Genomic DNA, 17,005 nt, shown 5'->3' with positions numbered 1-17,005 from the left:
TCACAAAATTTCCAAATTGTTTATCGATAAAAAATTTATAATTTTATGATTTTTTTTCTGAAAACGCTCCTTGCCGGTGAATTCGGGAAACGTTCTTAGTATGGGAATTTTACTTTTAAATTCGGATCACGAAATTCATTCCATTCTTCAAAACAATCGAATGGAAGTGGCAACCTTGCTCGTCCCGAAACATACTTTACTTAAATTCAGTGAAAAAGAACGGAGAAATCTTTCTAGAAGAATACCTTTTCTTTTGAAAAGATATGCGAAATATCTTACTTCGATAAAACGTTTAGGAAGAAAGGCCGAGAAAGTCTTGTATCAACCGAGTCCGGGAAAAGAGCAAATGCAACGGATCAATGTTCGAGTGAGCAGAGGAAGCTGGGCGCTTTTGGGTTTGTTGGCTCAGGTTCACGGCGTTTCCCGTTGCTTTCTCTTTAATTTTCTTTTGCAACTCGATGAGCTTGGTGTGGGAGATTCTATCGTGAACGTTATGAATGAGGGAGGTCCTACGTTTCACAGGAATTACAAATATACATTCGAGTTCGATCTTTTAAATAATCGGATCAAACGATCCTTGAAATGTGAACCGGAATATTATTTTTACGTTTTGGACTATCGAGATTGGTTCGATTCATAAAAAACAAACTAATCTTTAAAAATACCTGATCCATTTATGAAAACGATAAATTCCTCCGAAATAGAAATTTACTCGGAGAAATCCTTCATTTCCATAAATGTAAATTCCATTCTAAAATGTCTTAAGATTATTGAAGAATGATCTGATCGACCCTGTTTTTCCGATACTTTACAAAAGCGTTTCCGTTTTGGGTATATCCAAGATAGGGACCGCTTTTTTGAAATTGTTTTCCGAAAACTCTTTCGGCGCTTCCCCGATCGGAACCGATGGAAACTCCTTTGTCGATTCCGGGACTATTGTCTCCATAAACGTTCACTTGAAGAACGGAGCCGATGCTGAGAAGAAAGGAAGTTTCTTTTTTATTGTAAATGTAGAATTCACTTCCGGAACTTTTATCCACTTGGATTTTATCCGGTTTTCCCCAGAGTTTTAATAAGTCTTCTAACTTATCTCCCGGGCCAACGCCTCCCACTTTGAAAACGTTTTGTTTCGTAGCTTGCGAAGGATCCGGAAGAGTGATTCCGTGAAACTCAGCCAGATGTTTTGCCCATCCGGAAGAAGAATCATAATTCTCCAAATAATACATCGCAAGTTGTTTTGTTTGAGGCGTCTTTGCTTTATAAGATTCTAAGAGGACGTAATTTAGAATCGGGGTAAAATTTTCGTAAACGTAATCGGGATCGAGTTGAGTTTTTTGACGGATCGAATTTCCGATTCCTTGCAGATACGCCTGAATCTCCGGATTCGTCTTTGCCTTTTCTCCAAAAGATTGTACCCTCTTGTCCACCATCGAAGCTACGGATTTAAAAACTTCTAAGGACTTTTCTTGATCGTCTGTCCAGTAGAAAACGATTCCTAGGTTATTTGCGAGAGGAATCGAATTTTCAGCTCTTACGGTATTTCCCGCCAAGGACTTGGCTACGTTCATATCGTTTTCTTCTGTGGAATAAGATAAAAGAACCGCATAGTTTGAAATGAAGTAAGGATCGTCCGTTTTTAGAATTACTTTTTTATAGGCTTCCTTTGCTTTTTCATAGGCCGCTTGATTGCCGGGGATAGTTCGCATAACGGCTCTTTTGCGAAGGCCGCCCGGAAAAACCATGGAATCTCGAAAGGAGGGCATATCAATTACTGGCTTTAATTTAAGATCGTCGTTGCTCGCGCTCGCCATCCAAATCTTGTGGAGACAAACGGCATAAGATTTTTCTAAATGAGTGTTTCCCGGAAACTTAGAAAGCGCCTTTTCTATATTTGATTTCGCCTGATCTAAATTCTTTCCAAACTGAATATCGTCGTACGTTTTCTCCAGAGTCGCGAGCATAGAATAGAGTTCTTGTTTGTCTCCGCTAAAACGAGAAAGGCGATCGTTTGGAGAAGGATGACTCGTGAAATAAAGAGAAGTCATCGATTCCGGACTTACCTTGTCCAGTTTTTTGCTTACGATGTATTCTTTATATTGGTTGTCGATATCGCTCATTAGCTCCAAAGTTCGGATCATATATTCTCCGCCGTATCCTGCCTTATTTAAAAGCTGAAAGCCGGTTTGATCCGCGTCTACTTCCTGTTCTTGGGAGAATTTTAGATTATCCAAAACGGCTTCGCTTGTCGGATTTTCTTTGAGCTGATAGAATTTCTTTACCGAATTGAATGTGTGTTTATTATAATAATGTGATAATTCGTGAGAGAGAACTCCCGCGATGTATCTTTCTCTATAAAAATTTATTTTGTCTTTTGCATCGGATTCCGAGTTTGCAATTACCTGATCGAGAATATCGAGCGTTCCTGAGTTGATACAAAACTGTCCACCCGCCATCGCAAAGGCGTTGAAAGAATTATCCTGAATGACGTTATACACGATTGGAAACGAAGGATTTCCGGAAGAATCCGCAAGTTTTCGAAAGGCCGCATCGATCGGCTTTTTCCAGTGATTATGATCTTTCAGAACTTTTCTGGATTTTAGAATCGCACTGTATTGGTGACCGCTCTGACGAACGATTTGCGCGTAGAGTTCGGAATCAAAATTGATGGTGTTGTTTTTTTGAGCGCTGAGGGAGAAACAACCGAGGATGGATAAGAAAAAAAGAATGTTCTTAAAAGTTCTAAACATATTCTCGCAACCTTAAAAAATATTTAAGAAGGGACGGACCACTAAGATCGTTAAAAAATCTGAAATGTCAAGCCTGAATTGGACAACAATTTCTTTACGATCCTCTCCTTTAGTATTGCTAACACTTGTATGGTTATTTATCCTTTTTTAAAAAGAACTCGGACTTTAAAACGAATTTTATGAGGTTTTCGGGAGGAAAAAAATTTAATCCGAATAAAAACTCGTAAGGATCTTCTCGAACTCCTAAAAGTTTACAGAAAGCTTCTTCGGTTTTCCAGCCGTCTCTTTTTAAAGTTTGAATTCTTTCCTTGAACTCCGATCCGGCAATAGAAAGAATTTTACCTTCTATTGTAAAATGAACGTAGCCCATCTGTTGAGATACCGGGAGCGTCTGAGCGAAAATCTCATATTCGAATTTTTCGGTCTTAAATCGACAAAGAATGGAAGGAAGTTCTTGGAAATATCTTTCAATGATTTCAAATCCTTCTAGATTGTCAAAAGACGATTCTAAAGAGGAAACAAATTCTTTCCTCTCCGAATACTCGCAGAGAATATCCACGTCGCTCTTACCATGATCGATATCCAAAGGAATCGTGCCGGCTAAAAAAGGGTTATAATCGACAAGTTTATTTAGAATAGAATGTTCGTTCAGATCTTTCCAGAGAAGTTTTTGTTTTCGATTTCCATGCTGGAGAGAATCCGCTGAGAAGGGCTTACTCATAAAACGGTTGTTTAACGTGGGTCTGATCTTTTGGAAGATTTTATATCAATCCTCTTCGGGAAGAAGTGGGGAAATAAAGTATGCGATGAATTCGAGTTTTCCGGTCGTTCCCGATTTTTGATAAATAGAAAAAGTCTGATTCTCTATCGTTTTTAAACTTTTCCCGCGAATCGCCGCTATTTGGTGATTGGACATTCCTCTCAAAAGTAATACTGCAATTTCTTTTTCCTTATCGGAAAGATCCCATTCTTCCAATTGTCTTTGTAAAGATTCCCAGAAGGATTGATTGGTATGGATGAGAAGTTGGTTTTTGCTCTTGAGACCTTCGATCGCTACTTTTGCGGATTCAATCTCGGATTGAGTGTGTCTGATTTCTTGAAAGAGAAAAAAAACTCCGATGATGGAAAGGATGCCCACTGCGATTTCCATCGTTGTAAAAAATGCCTGAGATCTTTCGATCCAATTGATATCGAAAGCGAAGACTAAAATTTCTTCGAGGATCCAAAGCAAAATTAGAAAAACATAAATTGAAAAAAAGTAAAACCGCTTTTCTTGAGGAAACCAGAGTCTCATTTTTACCTTCTAAGAAGATTCACAACGAACGTTTTTTTCCGATCTCAAATTCAAATCGTTTTAGTAAAATCTGAATTCGTTCAACAAATTTTCGATCGGATTTCGGATGTAAGGGAAAGTAAGAATTTTTTTGAGTCACGAGTCAAGTCGGATAAAAGATTCTTACTTTCCTTAGGTAAAAACCACTAAGCCGTCAATGGTTCGTAGGTAATTACCGCAGTTGCTGTCCCTACCTATTGCTTGGATTCCTAAAACGAGTATTCTCAAAGGACTTTCGAGGATAAAATTCATGAAACGCTTTCAGTTGACATTCAAACGTATTGGAAAGATATTATTTTTCAGGAAACAATATGCGCTCTTCTGTGTTGCCGCTGTGTTCGTCGGATTAACGGGTTGTATTATCCCTCAAGAACGATACGGAGCGCAGATTCTAAGTCCGACCGACTACGTTTATAAAGGTGATCTTCAGGGTTTGGAGAATTCTCTTCGAAGCGGGCAGGGAATCAATCAAAGAGATCCTTTTTTTAGGAATTTCACGCCTCTGATGGTTGCGGCTCGAGAGGGCGAATACTTAATTGCGGAATATCTGATTCGAAACGGAGCGGACGTAAACGCGAGAACAAGAGACGGTCATACCGCTTTGATGATGGCGTCTACGAACAGATATCCCGAAATCGTAAAACTTTTAATTCGTTCCGGAGCGGATGTTCATGCCACAAGCGTTCAAGGACACAACGCATGGAGTGAGAGCACATTAGAAGACTCTAAAATAGTTCAGGAGATTCTTTTGCAGGCTGGCGCCGGTAAAAGACAATGAAAGCGTTAAAACTTGTCTTAATGCCGATCGTTTTTCTTTTTTTGGAAAATTGCAATGTAGATACTGCGCACTGTGAAAACGGCTGCGATCAACAGCTCTCTACTTGTTTACTCATTGCGCTAAACGATCAAACTCCCGCCCATTCCATGACGGTTTCGCTTATTTGTTATGAACTTTGTGACGCTTGCAAAAATAACTGCACTTCCCGATCTTCTTCCGGAACTTCCAGCAGATCTCCAAGTACAAGAACGGGTGGAGGCAGCAGCGGAAGAAGTAGCGGTGGAGGCGGGGGACACGGAGGGGGGAGTAGTGGAGGAGGAGGCCATAGCGGCGGCGGTGGTGGAAGCGGAGGCGGTCACGGGGGAGGTGGACATGGAGGCGGAGGAATTATATTCTAACTTTAGAATAGAGTTAAATTCTGTTTTAACTCTTATTTTTAGAAAGTGTTTCAACCCTTTCACCATCGATAACACTTTCGTATAATAACAGTTAAAGGGTTTAGACTTAAGACGTTCCTTATCGAACATCATATTCGATTTGAAGAGCCACAAAAGAAGAAGTGATTTTTCCATACAAATCGGCGATGTGAGCCAGGGCTTGATTGAGCGCCGCAACGGAGCTCTGATTTTCTGAAAATTGAATGGAATGATTGTTTGCACTTTCATCCTTCGAAGTCCTTTCCGGAATCAAAAAAATTCCGCCTCGAGTTCGAATCGTTTGTTCGGAGTTTGAAATTGCAAATACGTTTGTCTTAAAGGTTCGAGCGTAAGAATCGGCGACTAAGGCTAGCGTCACTTCGTCCATTCCCGGAAAAACTTTCATCGCGATGTTTTCGTAAGACCAGAAAGACAAAAGATTCTTTGCCGCAATCCAATAGTGTTTGTTTTCAAATTTAAAATTCGACGTATTGTGTTCGGTTCCCCAGTCGTTTACACCGAATTCTTTTGCAATTCGTTCCGCTTTTTCTTTTCCGGCGATCGATTGAACGAGCGCGATTGAAACCGGAATCGAAGCCGTCACACCGGTTGTCGTTATGATTTTTTTATCCACAACATAGTGTCGATTTCGGATCCATTTTGTTTGGGTGAATTTTTTTTCCAAATTGTTAAGCGAATACCAGTGTCCTGTGGCGCGCTTCCCACTGAGAAGACCGGAATTTGCAACGAGCCAAACTCCGTCGCAGATTCCGACGATAACCGCACCTTTCGAAGCTTGTGATTGAATCCAGCGGATTAAAGTGGAATTTTCAGAATCGTGAACTGCGGGAACGATAACAAAATCCGCTCCGTCCGGAAAGGATCGATCAAAATCCGAGAGCGTTGTTTGAATTTCAATTTGCAACGCGGGAAACATTCTCATCGGACCTGAATTGGTTCCTAACGCATAGACGTCGGCCGTTTGTGATCTCGTTAAGACTCCATAGGGAACTATAAAGTCTGAAAGTTCCGTGTATTTATTTTCACCAATGACTGCGATCACCGGACGCTTTCGGTTGAATCTCGGTTGGAAGGTCGGAATTTTTTCTTCCAGGATTGGTTGCAAAGTCGGTTCGACGATTCTTTCCGAAGAGTTTGTGCAGTTCAGAAAGAATCCGATTCCTGCGAGCTGAAAAGTTACGAGAAGGAATAAAATTCTTTTTGAATTTGATTTTTTAAAAGATGGAATGTTCTTATCGTTTTGTTTCATACTCATTAGTTTCTCATAACTTTTCGATCGAGTCGTCCGTCCGGATACGGAAGGACCTAAATTTTTTAGAACGGAAAAAAATATAGACAGAGTGTAAGGATTCCCTTCACTCATTCTATGCTTATCTTTGTGGCGTTTGGCTCGGGGCTTGCGTTCTTGCTCGCTCTTGCAAATTTTATTAACGATAGAAAAGAATTTTATCTTAAGAATTCAAAACGCGAAAATCCATGGATTCGTTTATTAAATCAAAATTCAGCTTCGGTTCTTTTTATCTCAATAGCGGTCGTTCAATTTCATATTTATTTAGAACTCTCCGAAGAATTGAATAACGTTTCTTGGTTCGCGGAATGGAATGTCCCGATTCTTTTTTTAATCGGACCTCTTACCTATCTTTATTTTGAAGAATTGAGCGGGGCCAGACAAACAAAGATTCGACTCTTTCATTTTTTACCGACCGCAGTTTCCCTGATTCTAATGTTTCCGTTTTATCTTCGCGATGAAGAATCTAAAAAAGCATTTTTGAAAAATCAAACCTCCGATGATATTTATTACTGGATCGTTCTTTCGCTTTTGATTTTTGGAACCCTTTCCAATTTTCTCTATCCTGCAATTTTGTTTTTGAAGGTTTGGAGATGGAGAAAAAAAACACAAGACGTTCTACGCGAAACATTCTCCCCATTCTTAATTCTTTTCGCAGGAACTCTGACGATTTTATTTTTATTCGTAGTCGCGCAGATATTCTATATGCCTTTGTTTTTGATCGCGGCCGACGGTTTAACGATTTTGATTTCCGCGATTTTCCTTATCAGTGCGACTCATTCTTCGATAGTTACGGACTTTCAAAAAGAATCCAGAGAAGCTCGTTACAAAGAAAGTCGGGTGATCGGTTTGGACGTGGACGCCATTTTGATTCGTTTGGATGATCTGATGAGAATCAAAAAAATATTTTTGGACGAAGCTCTCACTCTTGCAAAACTTGCAAAGGATTTGGATATTCACGCACATCAGCTTTCCGAAATTCTCAACACCCGATTGCAGCAAACGTTTCGAGAATACATAACGCAGTTTCGTTTGGAAGAATCCGCAAGATTATTAAAAGAAGAATCGGATCGTTCCGTGCTTTCGATTGTTTACGCGTCGGGATTCAATTCCAAGTCTGCGTTTCACAAACTCTTTCAGGAAAGATTCGGTTGTTCTCCTTCTTCGTATCGATCAAAATAGATTCCGTCGAGGTTTTATATTTTCGCGGGGAAATATATTTTTCTATCACCTTTGCCGATTTAATGTAGAATAAAGCTCATAGATCGGATTTTACTGCTTGGAAAGAAGAACATGAAAATCTCCGCGTGGATCAATGGAATTTATAAAGATCGAGATTATCTGACAAGAAGCCGCGCCCTTCATTTTTTTGTTTTTAACGTATCCTTCATTCTATTAAGCGTATCGTCCTATCTTTTTCTCTGGTTCTTCAAAGGCCAATTTCTCCGTTTCGGCTTTTTGCTGATGACCGCTTCCTCCGTTTTCTCGTTGATCTTTTTGTTGAGAAAAAAATTCGAAATCGCCCTTCGTATCATTTTGGTCGCAAGCGTTTGTTCAGTTACCTTGGGTTGGTTTTTTCCTCCTCCAAGCATAGGTTTGGACAGGGTTGGAAAAAGTCAGGTGCTCTATATATTTATTATGATTTTCTTATATTTCTCGGATATCAAAAAGACAATTATAGTCTCTCTATATTGTTTATTTCTGATTATAGTGGACGAGTTTTATATCAAAGAGGAACACGATCCTCTTTTTATCGCCGATCGAATCGGATTGTTTCTAATGTTTACCGTGATTTCGATTTTGGCCGTGAAAACATTGCACGGATCGGTTCAGGAAAAAAACGAGCTCATTTCGGAGATTCATCATCGAGTCAGAAATAATTTACAAGTTCTTTCCGGCTTGTTGGAAATTCATAGCAGTTCGGACAAGGGAAATTTACAAATCATACTTTCCGATTTTCAAGATAGAATATTAGCGATTTCTGAAGTTCATAATTATCTGTATAAATCTGAAAATTATTTCGAGATTGATTTTGCCGAAGTGATCGAAAAAATCACGGTAAATCTTTTGAACAAGCTCGGAAAACAAACGATTCAGATTGAAAATGAAACTCCGCAAACTTTTATAAGAATCGAAAACGCGATCCCCTGTGCGATCATTTTCAGCGAACTACTTTCCAATTCTCTAAAACACGCTTTCCCAACTGAAAAAGGTGCGATTGAGATTTCTTTTAAGAAGGAAGGAAATATTTATTCTCTAAAAGTTGCGGATAACGGTTCCGGAATTCGAGATTCCAGGGTTTGGTTAAAACCGAATACGGCCGGATTTACTTTAATCCAAATTCTTACAAAGCAGATACGGGGAAATTTTAGAATTTTTACGGAATCCGGTTCTAAAAGTATTCTTGAGTTTAATTCTTAGAATCCCGAAGGTTTAAGAATTTTGTATATTCAGAAATTGAAATAATATCGCCGGTTGTGAACCCAATAAAGATCGATTCTTAGATCAAAGACTGTGATCGATTACGATCATCGCGTTGATCAAAAACAAATGAAAGATGGAAAAGAAAAAGAATTTTCTTGCGGCTTGTCTTTCCGGATTTTTCATCAGTTGAAAGGAAAGAATTCCCATCCAAATACAAACAAGAACCGTAGAAATCAAATAGAGAAGTCCCATCGAGGATTCAAAAAAATAAAAACTAACGCAGGAAATAGAATAGAGAACGGTATAAAAGAAAATGGAACGCGCCGTTTGTTCGATTCCTTTTACAACGGGTAACATCGGAAAGTCTGCGTCCGAATAGTCGTCTTTTAGAAAAATTGCGAGCGCCCAGAAATGCGCCGGAGTCCACAGAAATATCATCGAGAAAAGAATCCAAGCCTGGATCGGGAGAGAATTTCCCATCGCCGCATATCCGATCAAAGGCCCCACACAACCCGCTACACCGCCGATTACGATGTTCTGCGGCGTTCTAGGTTTGAGAAGGATCGTATATAAAAACACGTAGGAAACTAACGCCGCAAAGGCGCAGAGCGCCGTGAGAAGGTTCACGTAAGCGGTAAGGAGATAAAAAGAAAATCCAGTCATAGCAAAGCCGACTAACGTGGCCTGCAGAGTTCCGATTCTTCCTGCCGGGATCGGACGGTTGGAAGTTCTTTTCATTTTTGCGTCTCTGTCCTTTTCAATCACTTGATTGAAAATAAAAGAAGCCGAAGACATAAAGAAAGTTCCAATGAGAGTAATTGCGATTAAGAAACCGGAAGGAGACTGGTTCCCTGCAAGATACAAGCCGGGAATGATGGTTGCCAAAACGAGAGTGGTAACTCTCGGTTTGATCATTTGATTCCAATCGGAAAGGAAAGTAGAGCTTGCCATGATTTTAATATCCTGAAATTATCTTTCAGGCCTCCGTTCTGTCTCCGAGGTTAAAACGATCGCTCTGGAGATTAAAGAAAGATATGAAAAAGTCAGCAGTAAAACCGCAAAGCCGGTATGCAGAGCGGTCACCAATTTTGGGAGCCCGAAGAAAACATTCAAAATTCCTAAAATGATCTGAGCGACCAAAAGATACATGGATATTTGAAGAAATCTCCTGCTCATAGTCGGAAATTGTTTCCAAATCGCGAATCCAAGTGCGATTGCGAGAAGGAGCGCCACGGAATAGGCTCCAAATCTATGAAACACTTGAATTTTAACGATTTCTAATGGATGATCCGGAATCCATTGGCCCCAACAAGTCGGGAAATCGGGACAAGCCAAACCCGCGTAATGAGAACTAACGCGTCCTCCGAGAATGATCTGGATTACGATTCCAATCAGAAGAAGAAAAAGAAACACATTATCTTTTCTGAATAAAGAATCCGGCTTGATAAACGATTCTTTTCGATCTTGTGCTTTGTTTCTTGCGTCGATAGAAACCGTCAGTATGACAAGAAAGAATGCGATCGCGTTGAGAAGATGCAGATTCACCGAAGTAGGATCCAGCTTTAAAGTTACGGTCAACCTTCCCAAGTTGATCTGAGATATGAGAAGCAGAACCGCCAATCCTAAATAAATTCCGAATTCTTTTCTTAAAAGTTTATCCGCAAAGGTCCAGATCGTAAGACCTAAAAGAATCAAACCCAAAAAGCCCGAATAATAACGGTGGGACACTTCCATAAAGATTTGAAAATCGAAAGTGGGAAAAATTTTTCCAAAACAGAACGGCCAATCCGGGCAAGCGAGACCGGATCCGGTCGCTCTCACCAATGGGCCATAGAGCAAATTTAAAAAAATGAGAATGCTCAGGAACAGAGAGATTTTATAAAATAGACGAAATTTAGAAGAAAGGTCCAAGTTAGAGTTCATTCTTTCCTTAAGACCTCGAAAGAGGTTCTGAATTTACCATACTCGAAAAATGGTTCTTAAGGGCAATGTGAAAGTAAAATTTAAATATTACTTCCAAAAAAACAGATTCATCCGATCTTGTCCTTGAATCTTCCGATTTTCTTCTTTCAAGAGAATGAGAATCAACTACAGGAGCCCCTTTCCAATGGCACAAAAAGAAGGATATAATAAACCAGGATTCTGGACTTTCGTAATCGTTCTCGTAGGAAATTTAGTATTCTTTACTTACATTTCTTTTTTTCATCCGGGAGTGAAAGAACACTCTCTCAATCTTCCTGGGAATACACAGGCTAAATAATATCTGGGAAATTCCCAGGAGCTAAACCTTGGTTTTTAAAACTTCCTCTCTATTGGGGATTTTACTTTTCCTTTCAACGGCTTCTCTTTATTCTTATGATCCTGCCGCTCGGTTTGACAAAAACGAAAAACCAAAAGAGCTGGAGGGAGTTGGAGTTAAGGAGAAGTTAGGAAACCAACTCGATCTTTCCTTAACGTTTCGCGATGAAACCGGTAAGCGTATCTTACTGAGTTCCTTCTTCAAAAAAGACAAACCGGTTCTTCTTTCTCTTGTTTACTACAAATGTCCTACACTTTGTAATTTTCATCTCAATGGAATTACGGACACTCTCAAAAAACTTCCTTGGCAAGTGGGAAATGAATTTGAATACGTCGCCGTTTCCTTTGATCCCAAAGAAACTCCCGACTTAGCTTTTGCTAAGAAGAATTCTTATCTAAAAGAATACGCGCGCGGCGATGGACACGGTTGGCATTTTCTCACGGGCGATCAAAAAGAAATCACGGCTCTTGCGGACTCCGTTGGATTTTCTTACAAATGGAATCCTGAGAACGAACAATGGATTCATTCTTCCGTTGCTTATGTTATTACACCTTCCGGAAAGATCTCTCGTTATCTTCATGGAATCACTTTCGATGAAAGAACGTTGAAACTTTCTCTTTTGGAAGCTTCCGACGGTAAAATAGGGGATTTCACAGATCAATTCGCCCTTTTTTGCTTTCAATTTGACCCAGGAAAAAATACATATACTTTGTACGCTTATAATATGATGAAGCTGGGTGGTTTCTTCACTCTTCTCATTCTGGCGGCGTTCTTGATCCCATTCTGGATCAGGCATAACAGAAATTCCGAACTCATTAGGAAGGAGTAACTTCAAACAAATGACCTGGTTGAACCTCATTACGGCAACAAGTTTCATGCCGGTTCAGGCTTCCGAAGTAGCTAAGAATGTAGATAACCTCTATCTCTTTCTACTCGTGTCCAGTCTGATCTCCTTTGTCATTCTCATCGGGGGAATGACATGGTTTATTTTTAAATACAGGAGAAAGACCGACACTGATAAGACTGCCTATATTACACATAATACATTGGCAGAATTTCTTTGGTCCTTCATCCCCTTAGTAATCATGATTGTGATTTTCTGGTGGGGTTGGGTGATTTTCGCGGACCTCAGAAAAGTGCATGATAAAGGTGATATTGAAATTCACGTTACTGCAAGACAGTGGCAGTGGACTTTCAAATATCCGAACGGAGTGACCGTTGTTTCTCCAAATGCCACTGAAAAACTAAACACTCTTTTTCAACCAAACGGAATCTATGTTCCCGTTGGAAAAACGATTCGTCTTGTTATGACTTCTCAGGATGTTCTTCACTCTTTTTATGTTCCAGCCTTCCGGAACAAAATGGACGTGGTCCCTGGACGTTATACTACGCTTGTTTTTACTCCGACTGAAAAAGGCGACTTCGTAGTTTATTGCACCGAGTTTTGTGGAACTTCTCACTCGAATATGCTTTCCGCAATTCGTGTTGTAGATTCCGAGACTTATGACAAATGGTATGCGGCTGCGGGTAACGTGGATCTTTCTAAGGTTCCTCCTGCTGAACTCGGAAAAAAACTCTACGCTGAAAAAGCTTGTGCGGGATGTCACTCGATCGACGGTTCTCGTCTGGTCGGTCCTTCTTACAAAGGTCTTTTTGGAAGTGCGAGAGAATTCGAGGCCGGTCCTGGCGCAAACGCAGATGAAAACTACATTCGTAAATCCATTCTGCAACCGACTGCTCAGGTCGTAAAAGGTTATCCGCCTGCGATGCCTTCTTACCAAGGACAGCTTTCCGACGACGAAATCAACGCTCTGATCGAGTATATTAAAACCCTTAAATAGGAGAGGAATATGTCTACAGCAACTGCAAGTCATACTGACAACTACCTCAACCACGAAAAGGGAATCTGGTCCTGGCTCACGACAATCGATCACAAGCGGATCGGGATCATGTATTTCTTTGCGATTATGTCATTCTTCCTTTTGGGTGGAATTTTCGCGCTTCTGGTTCGTATCGAACTTTTTACACCGGGACAAACTCTCGGATTTGTAACTCCGGATATCTACAACAGAATGATGACCTATCACGGCGCCATCATGGTGTTCATGGTAATCGTTCCCGGAATTCCTGCGATTTTTGGAAACTTTATTCTTCCGATCCAATTGGGAGCAAAGGACGTTGCCTTTCCAAGATTGAACTTAGCGAGCTGGTATATCTTTATGTCCGGCGCGGCGATCGCAGCATTCTCCCTTTTTACCCAAAAAGTGGATACCGGTTGGACCTTTTATACTCCGTATTCCATCTCTAACTCCGTTTCCAACGGAGTTATCTTGTTGGTCATGGGCGCGTTTGTGATGGGATTTTCCTCCATTCTGACCGGGTTGAATTTTATCGTTACGACCCACAAGCTGAGAGCTCCCGGAATGACGATGAACCGAATTCCTTTGATGGTTTGGGCGCTTTATGCGACTTCGATCATTCAGGTTCTGGCAACTCCGGTTTTGGCGATTACGCTTCTTCTTCTTGTTGCGGAAAGAACTCTCGGTGTGGGAATTTTTGATCCAACCCTCGGTGGAGATCCGGTTCTGTTTCAGCACTTCTTCTGGTTCTATTCTCATCCTGCGGTTTACATTATGATTCTCCCTGCGATGGGTGTGATCTCTGAACTCGTGGCGACTTTCTCGAGAAAAATCATTTTTGGATACACTGCGATTGCGTATTCTTCTCTTGCGATTGCCGCGGTTTCTTTCTTGGTCTGGGGACACCACATGTTCGTATCCGGTCAGTCTGAGTTTGCGGGAGTTTTATTCTCCTTCATCACGATGCTCGTAGGAGTTCCTACGGCGATCAAACTCTTCAACTGGATTTCAACGATGTATAAAGGATCCGTTCGTCTGGACGCTCCTATGTTGTTTGCAATCGGATTTATGTTTCTCTTTACGATCGGCGGTTTGACCGGGGTTTTCCTCGCTTCTACCGGTATGGACGTTCACTTTCACGATACGTATTTCGTAGTGGCTCACTTCCATTATGTAATGGTGGGTGGAACTTTGATGGCCGTTATGGGTGCGATCATCTACTGGTTTCCAAAAGTTACCGGTAAAATGACTTCCGATCTTTTAGGAAGAATTTCTTGGATCTTTATTTTCACCGGATTTAACGTAACCTTCTTTCCACAGTTCATCCTTGGATCGATGGGAATGCCGAGAAGATACTACGACTACTTACCTGAATTCACCAGCTTAAACCAAATTTCCACTGTTGGGTCTTGGTTGATCGCGGCTGGATTCTTAGTAGGACTTGCGGCCGTGATTCACGGTTTGATCGCAGGAAAAGAAGCGGGAGACAATCCTTGGGGTGGTAAAACTCTCGAGTGGACCATTCCTTCTCCGCCAACTCACGAAAATTTTGAAAAAACTCCAGTCGTCTCAGGAGGACCTTATGAGTACCGCTAAGCACGCGGAATTCCACCATGCTCATCACTTTGACAGTGCTGAGCATCAGTATGACGCTTCTAAACAAGGAATTTGGTTATTCCTTGTAACGGAAATTCTAATGTTTGGCGCCCTCTTTGTGGGTTATACGATTTACCATTCATTGTATCCTGAAGTTTTTCACGCAGGAAGTCATCACTTGTCCGTTCCTATGGGAGCGTTCAACACTGTAGTTCTTCTTTTTAGCTCCTTTACGATGGCGCTTGGAATTCACTACGTTCAGGTTGATAAAAAGAAAGAAGCCGTGATCGCATTGGTCATTACGGTTCTTTGCGCCCTGACGTTTATGGTTGTGAAGTATTTTGAATATACTGCGAAGATCCATCACGGACTTCTTCCGGGTAAATTTTTTACAAACACCGAGACGCCGGATATTAAGAACTTAGCGATGTTTTTCGGTTTTTACTTTGTAATGACCGGGATTCACGGATCTCACGTATTGATCGGAGCGGGACTCATCATCTGGGTGATGATCAAGGTAATCAAAGGAGAATTGAATTCTTCTTATTACACTCCGTTAGAAGGTGTGGGTCTTTTCTGGCACGTAGTCGACTTGATCTGGATCTATCTTTTCCCTCTTCTCTATTTGGTGGGTTAAAGTCCGATCTAAGAATTCAAAAAATCTGAAACTTCTTTCAGAGAAAAAACCCCGGTTCTGCCGGGGTTTTTTATTTTAGGGAGAATCCTTTAAAAAAGAATCAAAGGCGAATAACGTATTTGTTGCTTAGAATATCCGAATATGAAAATTAGATGGGTAAATAACGTTCAATATCTTCCACAAACTTTTCCAAAGTGGATCCTATTCGGTTGCAAATATCCGATTACGTTTCTTTTGCTCGGGCTAATCAACGGCGGGATCGGATATTTTCTTTTTTATTGGTATTATTACGGAATCCAATACGAATGGCTTCCGAACAAATTGAATTCAGGCAAAAGCTCATTAGATTATAATAATTTTTTAATATTTTTTCTAATATTTCTGATCGTAAGCGGAGTTTTTTTCTGGCTTTTTTGGGTTCTCGCTTTGAGCAAACCGGCAGGAACGATCACTGTCGAAGAAGCGATAGAAATGTCCAAAAAATTCGATTCTAAATTACAACCGACGGCTTCTTCCTTCTCGCTAAAAGATTTTATGAAAATTCGTTGGATCAATCACGAAGTTCAACCGTTACCGGGTTCCCCAAGTTGGATCGTCTTTGTTTGTAAATATCCATTCTTATATTTGCTTCCGACCTTGATTCTTTTTCCATACGCCTATTTTTGGTATCGTTGGATTTTAGAATGGGAATCCGGAGAAAAGGAAAGATTATATTTTGGAAAATTAAGCCTTCTCTACGATCTTTTTGGAAAAACCGGAGTCATCGGTTTTTACCTTTCGATTGGAGGTGGGTTTCTCTGGCTTTTTTGGTATTACGCAATTCGAAAGCCGAAGAACTGAAATCGAATCTTCTCACCAGATTTCAATTTTTTTCGACGGAATTTGGGCATTTAAGCCGATTTTAAAGATAGAATTTAGGATTGCTAAATGCAAAATATCGATTATTCCAGAAGACTCAAACAATCCTCGATCCGAACTCCGGTTCGGGAACCCGCTGATTTCGACAGAACGATTCAGATGGTTCAACACAGTAAAAAGTCCGGTTCACCGATTCAGATTTTTTCCTCCACTCGTTCCGTATTCATTCTATTATTAGGTTCGATTTCCCTTTTTACGGCGGGACTCGTCGTAGGTCTCAAGTTGGATCAGAAAGAAGAAACGTTTGCACAAAACGAACTGCAGACTTTCCGAAACGTTTCTTCTCAAGAAAAGAAGAATGAGTCCGGCGGAATCAAATCCTTGTTTTCATCGTCCGAAACGGATTCTACTGATTCTTTAAAGAATCCGGAATCTCTTACTCAGATTAAAAAGCAGGAATCTGCTTCCACAAACGATTCTAAAATTCTCTATCCTCCGCAAACCGGAGAGACAAACTATTTGATCGTCATCGGAACTTCGGATTCGTTAAAAGCTGTGGAATTGGGAAAGAGACTTTTGATGGCAAGAAACGAATTTAAAGGAAGAATATTCCGTTCCTCCAAAGGTGAGCTCTACTTAGGCTATTTTTACTCGGAAGAAGAGGCAAAAGAGGCCTTGGAAAAAATTCAACCTCTCAATGATCCTGCGTTTCATTCGGCAAAAGTTCGCTCAATCAAACTTTAGTTGTC

At 40.6% G+C, this 17,005-nt stretch carries 18 protein-coding genes; 12 read left to right on the top strand and 6 right to left on the bottom strand.

The genetic code is table 11. The features are described 5' to 3' along the window. Positions 1-100 precede the first annotated feature (100 nt). The gene (locus tag A0128_RS18355) at positions 101-640 is read left to right on the top strand and encodes a DUF1564 domain-containing protein (protein WP_069609394.1); all 540 of its coding nucleotides are present in this window, start codon (positions 101-103) and stop codon (positions 638-640) included. 127 nt (positions 641-767) lie between these two features. Here A0128_RS18355 and A0128_RS18350 read toward each other — a convergent pair whose 3' ends face one another. From A0128_RS18350 to A0128_RS18340, 3 genes are all read right to left on the bottom strand, one after another. Then, a complete protein-coding gene (locus A0128_RS18350; protein ID WP_069608837.1) occupies positions 768-2,747 on the bottom strand; it encodes a M48 family metallopeptidase in 1,980 nt (659 codons plus the stop codon). Between the two features lie 133 nt (positions 2,748-2,880). Continuing rightward, positions 2,881-3,468 carry a DUF4269 domain-containing protein gene (locus A0128_RS18345; protein ID WP_069608836.1) on the bottom strand — a complete coding sequence of 196 codons (588 nt, stop codon included), beginning with the start codon at positions 3,466-3,468 and terminating at the stop codon, positions 2,881-2,883. 45 nt (positions 3,469-3,513) lie between these two features. Next, positions 3,514-4,041: a helix-turn-helix transcriptional regulator gene (locus A0128_RS18340; protein ID WP_069608835.1), complete on the bottom strand. Its 528-nt coding sequence runs from the start codon at positions 4,039-4,041 to the stop codon at positions 3,514-3,516. 289 nt (positions 4,042-4,330) lie between these two features. Between A0128_RS18340 and A0128_RS18335 the strand changes: the two genes are divergently transcribed. Then, positions 4,331-4,858, top strand: a complete 528-nt coding sequence (locus A0128_RS18335) for an ankyrin repeat domain-containing protein (RefSeq protein WP_083244180.1) — start codon at positions 4,331-4,333, stop codon at positions 4,856-4,858. After that, the gene (locus A0128_RS22390) at positions 4,855-5,256 is read left to right on the top strand and encodes a hypothetical protein (protein ID WP_069608834.1); all 402 of its coding nucleotides are present in this window, start codon (positions 4,855-4,857) and stop codon (positions 5,254-5,256) included. The genes A0128_RS18335 and A0128_RS22390 overlap by 4 nt, the downstream gene beginning before the upstream one ends. A gap of 118 nt (positions 5,257-5,374) precedes the next feature. Here the strand turns inward: A0128_RS22390 and A0128_RS18325 are convergent, their stop codons facing one another. Further along, positions 5,375-6,550 carry a DJ-1/PfpI family protein gene (locus A0128_RS18325; protein WP_162274119.1) on the bottom strand — a complete coding sequence of 392 codons (1,176 nt, stop codon included), beginning with the start codon at positions 6,548-6,550 and terminating at the stop codon, positions 5,375-5,377. Positions 6,551-6,661: 111 nt separating this feature from the next. Between A0128_RS18325 and A0128_RS18320 the strand changes: the two genes are divergently transcribed. Together A0128_RS18320 and A0128_RS18315 are read left to right on the top strand one after the other, a co-directional pair. Next, the gene (locus A0128_RS18320; RefSeq protein ID WP_069608833.1) at positions 6,662-7,765 is read left to right on the top strand and encodes an AraC family transcriptional regulator; all 1,104 of its coding nucleotides are present in this window, start codon (positions 6,662-6,664) and stop codon (positions 7,763-7,765) included. Positions 7,766-7,876: 111 nt separating this feature from the next. Further along, the gene (locus tag A0128_RS18315) at positions 7,877-9,004 is read left to right on the top strand and encodes a sensor histidine kinase (RefSeq protein WP_069608832.1); all 1,128 of its coding nucleotides are present in this window, start codon (positions 7,877-7,879) and stop codon (positions 9,002-9,004) included. An 84-nt stretch (positions 9,005-9,088) separates the two neighbouring features. On the opposite strand, the gene cyoE is transcribed toward A0128_RS18315, so the two are convergent. Both cyoE and A0128_RS18305 read right to left on the bottom strand, forming a co-directional pair. Then, the gene (cyoE, locus tag A0128_RS18310) at positions 9,089-9,958 is read right to left on the bottom strand and encodes a heme o synthase (RefSeq protein ID WP_069608831.1); all 870 of its coding nucleotides are present in this window, start codon (positions 9,956-9,958) and stop codon (positions 9,089-9,091) included. A gap of 18 nt (positions 9,959-9,976) precedes the next feature. Continuing rightward, positions 9,977-10,930 (bottom strand): COX15/CtaA family protein, encoded by a 954-nt coding sequence (locus A0128_RS18305; RefSeq protein WP_069608830.1) that lies wholly within the window; start codon positions 10,928-10,930, stop codon positions 9,977-9,979. A 184-nt stretch (positions 10,931-11,114) separates the two neighbouring features. On the opposite strand from A0128_RS18305, the gene A0128_RS22280 reads away from it, so the two are divergent. From A0128_RS22280 to A0128_RS18275, 7 genes are all read left to right on the top strand, one after another. Beyond that, positions 11,115-11,267: a hypothetical protein gene (locus A0128_RS22280; protein WP_156781883.1), complete on the top strand. Its 153-nt coding sequence runs from the start codon at positions 11,115-11,117 to the stop codon at positions 11,265-11,267. A 28-nt stretch (positions 11,268-11,295) separates the two neighbouring features. Further along, entirely contained in the window at positions 11,296-12,135 is an 840-nt protein-coding gene (locus tag A0128_RS18300; protein WP_069608829.1) for an SCO family protein, read from the top strand. A 10-nt stretch (positions 12,136-12,145) separates the two neighbouring features. Continuing rightward, positions 12,146-13,147 carry a cytochrome c oxidase subunit II gene (gene coxB, locus A0128_RS18295; protein ID WP_173662779.1) on the top strand — a complete coding sequence of 334 codons (1,002 nt, stop codon included), beginning with the start codon at positions 12,146-12,148 and terminating at the stop codon, positions 13,145-13,147. A 9-nt stretch (positions 13,148-13,156) separates the two neighbouring features. Further along, positions 13,157-14,761: a cytochrome c oxidase subunit I gene (ctaD, locus tag A0128_RS18290; RefSeq protein WP_069608828.1), complete on the top strand. Its 1,605-nt coding sequence runs from the start codon at positions 13,157-13,159 to the stop codon at positions 14,759-14,761. Then, positions 14,748-15,398 carry a cytochrome c oxidase subunit 3 family protein gene (locus tag A0128_RS18285; protein WP_083244179.1) on the top strand — a complete coding sequence of 217 codons (651 nt, stop codon included), beginning with the start codon at positions 14,748-14,750 and terminating at the stop codon, positions 15,396-15,398. Before ctaD ends, A0128_RS18285 begins: the two co-directional genes overlap by 14 nt. A 141-nt stretch (positions 15,399-15,539) precedes the next feature. Further along, the gene (locus tag A0128_RS18280; RefSeq protein WP_069608826.1) at positions 15,540-16,238 is read left to right on the top strand and encodes a hypothetical protein; all 699 of its coding nucleotides are present in this window, start codon (positions 15,540-15,542) and stop codon (positions 16,236-16,238) included. An 87-nt stretch (positions 16,239-16,325) separates the two neighbouring features. Further along, positions 16,326-17,000 carry a hypothetical protein gene (locus tag A0128_RS18275; protein WP_069608825.1) on the top strand — a complete coding sequence of 225 codons (675 nt, stop codon included), beginning with the start codon at positions 16,326-16,328 and terminating at the stop codon, positions 16,998-17,000. The last annotated feature ends 5 nt before the right edge of the window (positions 17,001-17,005 follow it).

Source organism: Leptospira tipperaryensis (genome assembly GCF_001729245.1).
Taxonomy (GTDB): Bacteria; Spirochaetota; Leptospiria; order Leptospirales; family Leptospiraceae; genus Leptospira; species Leptospira tipperaryensis.
This window is presented reverse-complemented; position numbering and strand designations above follow the sequence as displayed.

Coding starts and splice junctions, on each gene's coding strand:
- A0128_RS18340 (WP_069608835.1), bottom strand. CDS start 4,041: ATGAGACTCTGGTTTCCTCAAGAAAAGCGGTTTTACTTTTTTTCAATT.
- A0128_RS18305 (WP_069608830.1), bottom strand. CDS start 10,930: ATGAACTCTAACTTGGACCTTTCTTCTAAATTTCGTCTATTTTATAAA.
- A0128_RS18355 (WP_069609394.1), top strand. CDS start 101: ATGGGAATTTTACTTTTAAATTCGGATCACGAAATTCATTCCATTCTT.
- A0128_RS22390 (WP_069608834.1), top strand. CDS start 4,855: ATGAAAGCGTTAAAACTTGTCTTAATGCCGATCGTTTTTCTTTTTTTG.
- A0128_RS18350 (WP_069608837.1), bottom strand. CDS start 2,747: ATGTTTAGAACTTTTAAGAACATTCTTTTTTTCTTATCCATCCTCGGT.
- A0128_RS18275 (WP_069608825.1), top strand. CDS start 16,326: ATGCAAAATATCGATTATTCCAGAAGACTCAAACAATCCTCGATCCGA.
- A0128_RS18280 (WP_069608826.1), top strand. CDS start 15,540: ATGAAAATTAGATGGGTAAATAACGTTCAATATCTTCCACAAACTTTT.
- A0128_RS18320 (WP_069608833.1), top strand. CDS start 6,662: ATGCTTATCTTTGTGGCGTTTGGCTCGGGGCTTGCGTTCTTGCTCGCT.
- A0128_RS18335 (WP_083244180.1), top strand. CDS start 4,331: ATGAAACGCTTTCAGTTGACATTCAAACGTATTGGAAAGATATTATTT.
- A0128_RS18345 (WP_069608836.1), bottom strand. CDS start 3,468: ATGAGTAAGCCCTTCTCAGCGGATTCTCTCCAGCATGGAAATCGAAAA.
- A0128_RS22280 (WP_156781883.1), top strand. CDS start 11,115: ATGGCACAAAAAGAAGGATATAATAAACCAGGATTCTGGACTTTCGTA.
- ctaD (WP_069608828.1), top strand. CDS start 13,157: ATGTCTACAGCAACTGCAAGTCATACTGACAACTACCTCAACCACGAA.
- A0128_RS18315 (WP_069608832.1), top strand. CDS start 7,877: ATGAAAATCTCCGCGTGGATCAATGGAATTTATAAAGATCGAGATTAT.
- A0128_RS18285 (WP_083244179.1), top strand. CDS start 14,748: ATGAGTACCGCTAAGCACGCGGAATTCCACCATGCTCATCACTTTGAC.
- cyoE (WP_069608831.1), bottom strand. CDS start 9,958: ATGGCAAGCTCTACTTTCCTTTCCGATTGGAATCAAATGATCAAACCG.
- A0128_RS18325 (WP_162274119.1), bottom strand. CDS start 6,550: ATGAGTATGAAACAAAACGATAAGAACATTCCATCTTTTAAAAAATCA.
- coxB (WP_173662779.1), top strand. CDS start 12,146: ATGACCTGGTTGAACCTCATTACGGCAACAAGTTTCATGCCGGTTCAG.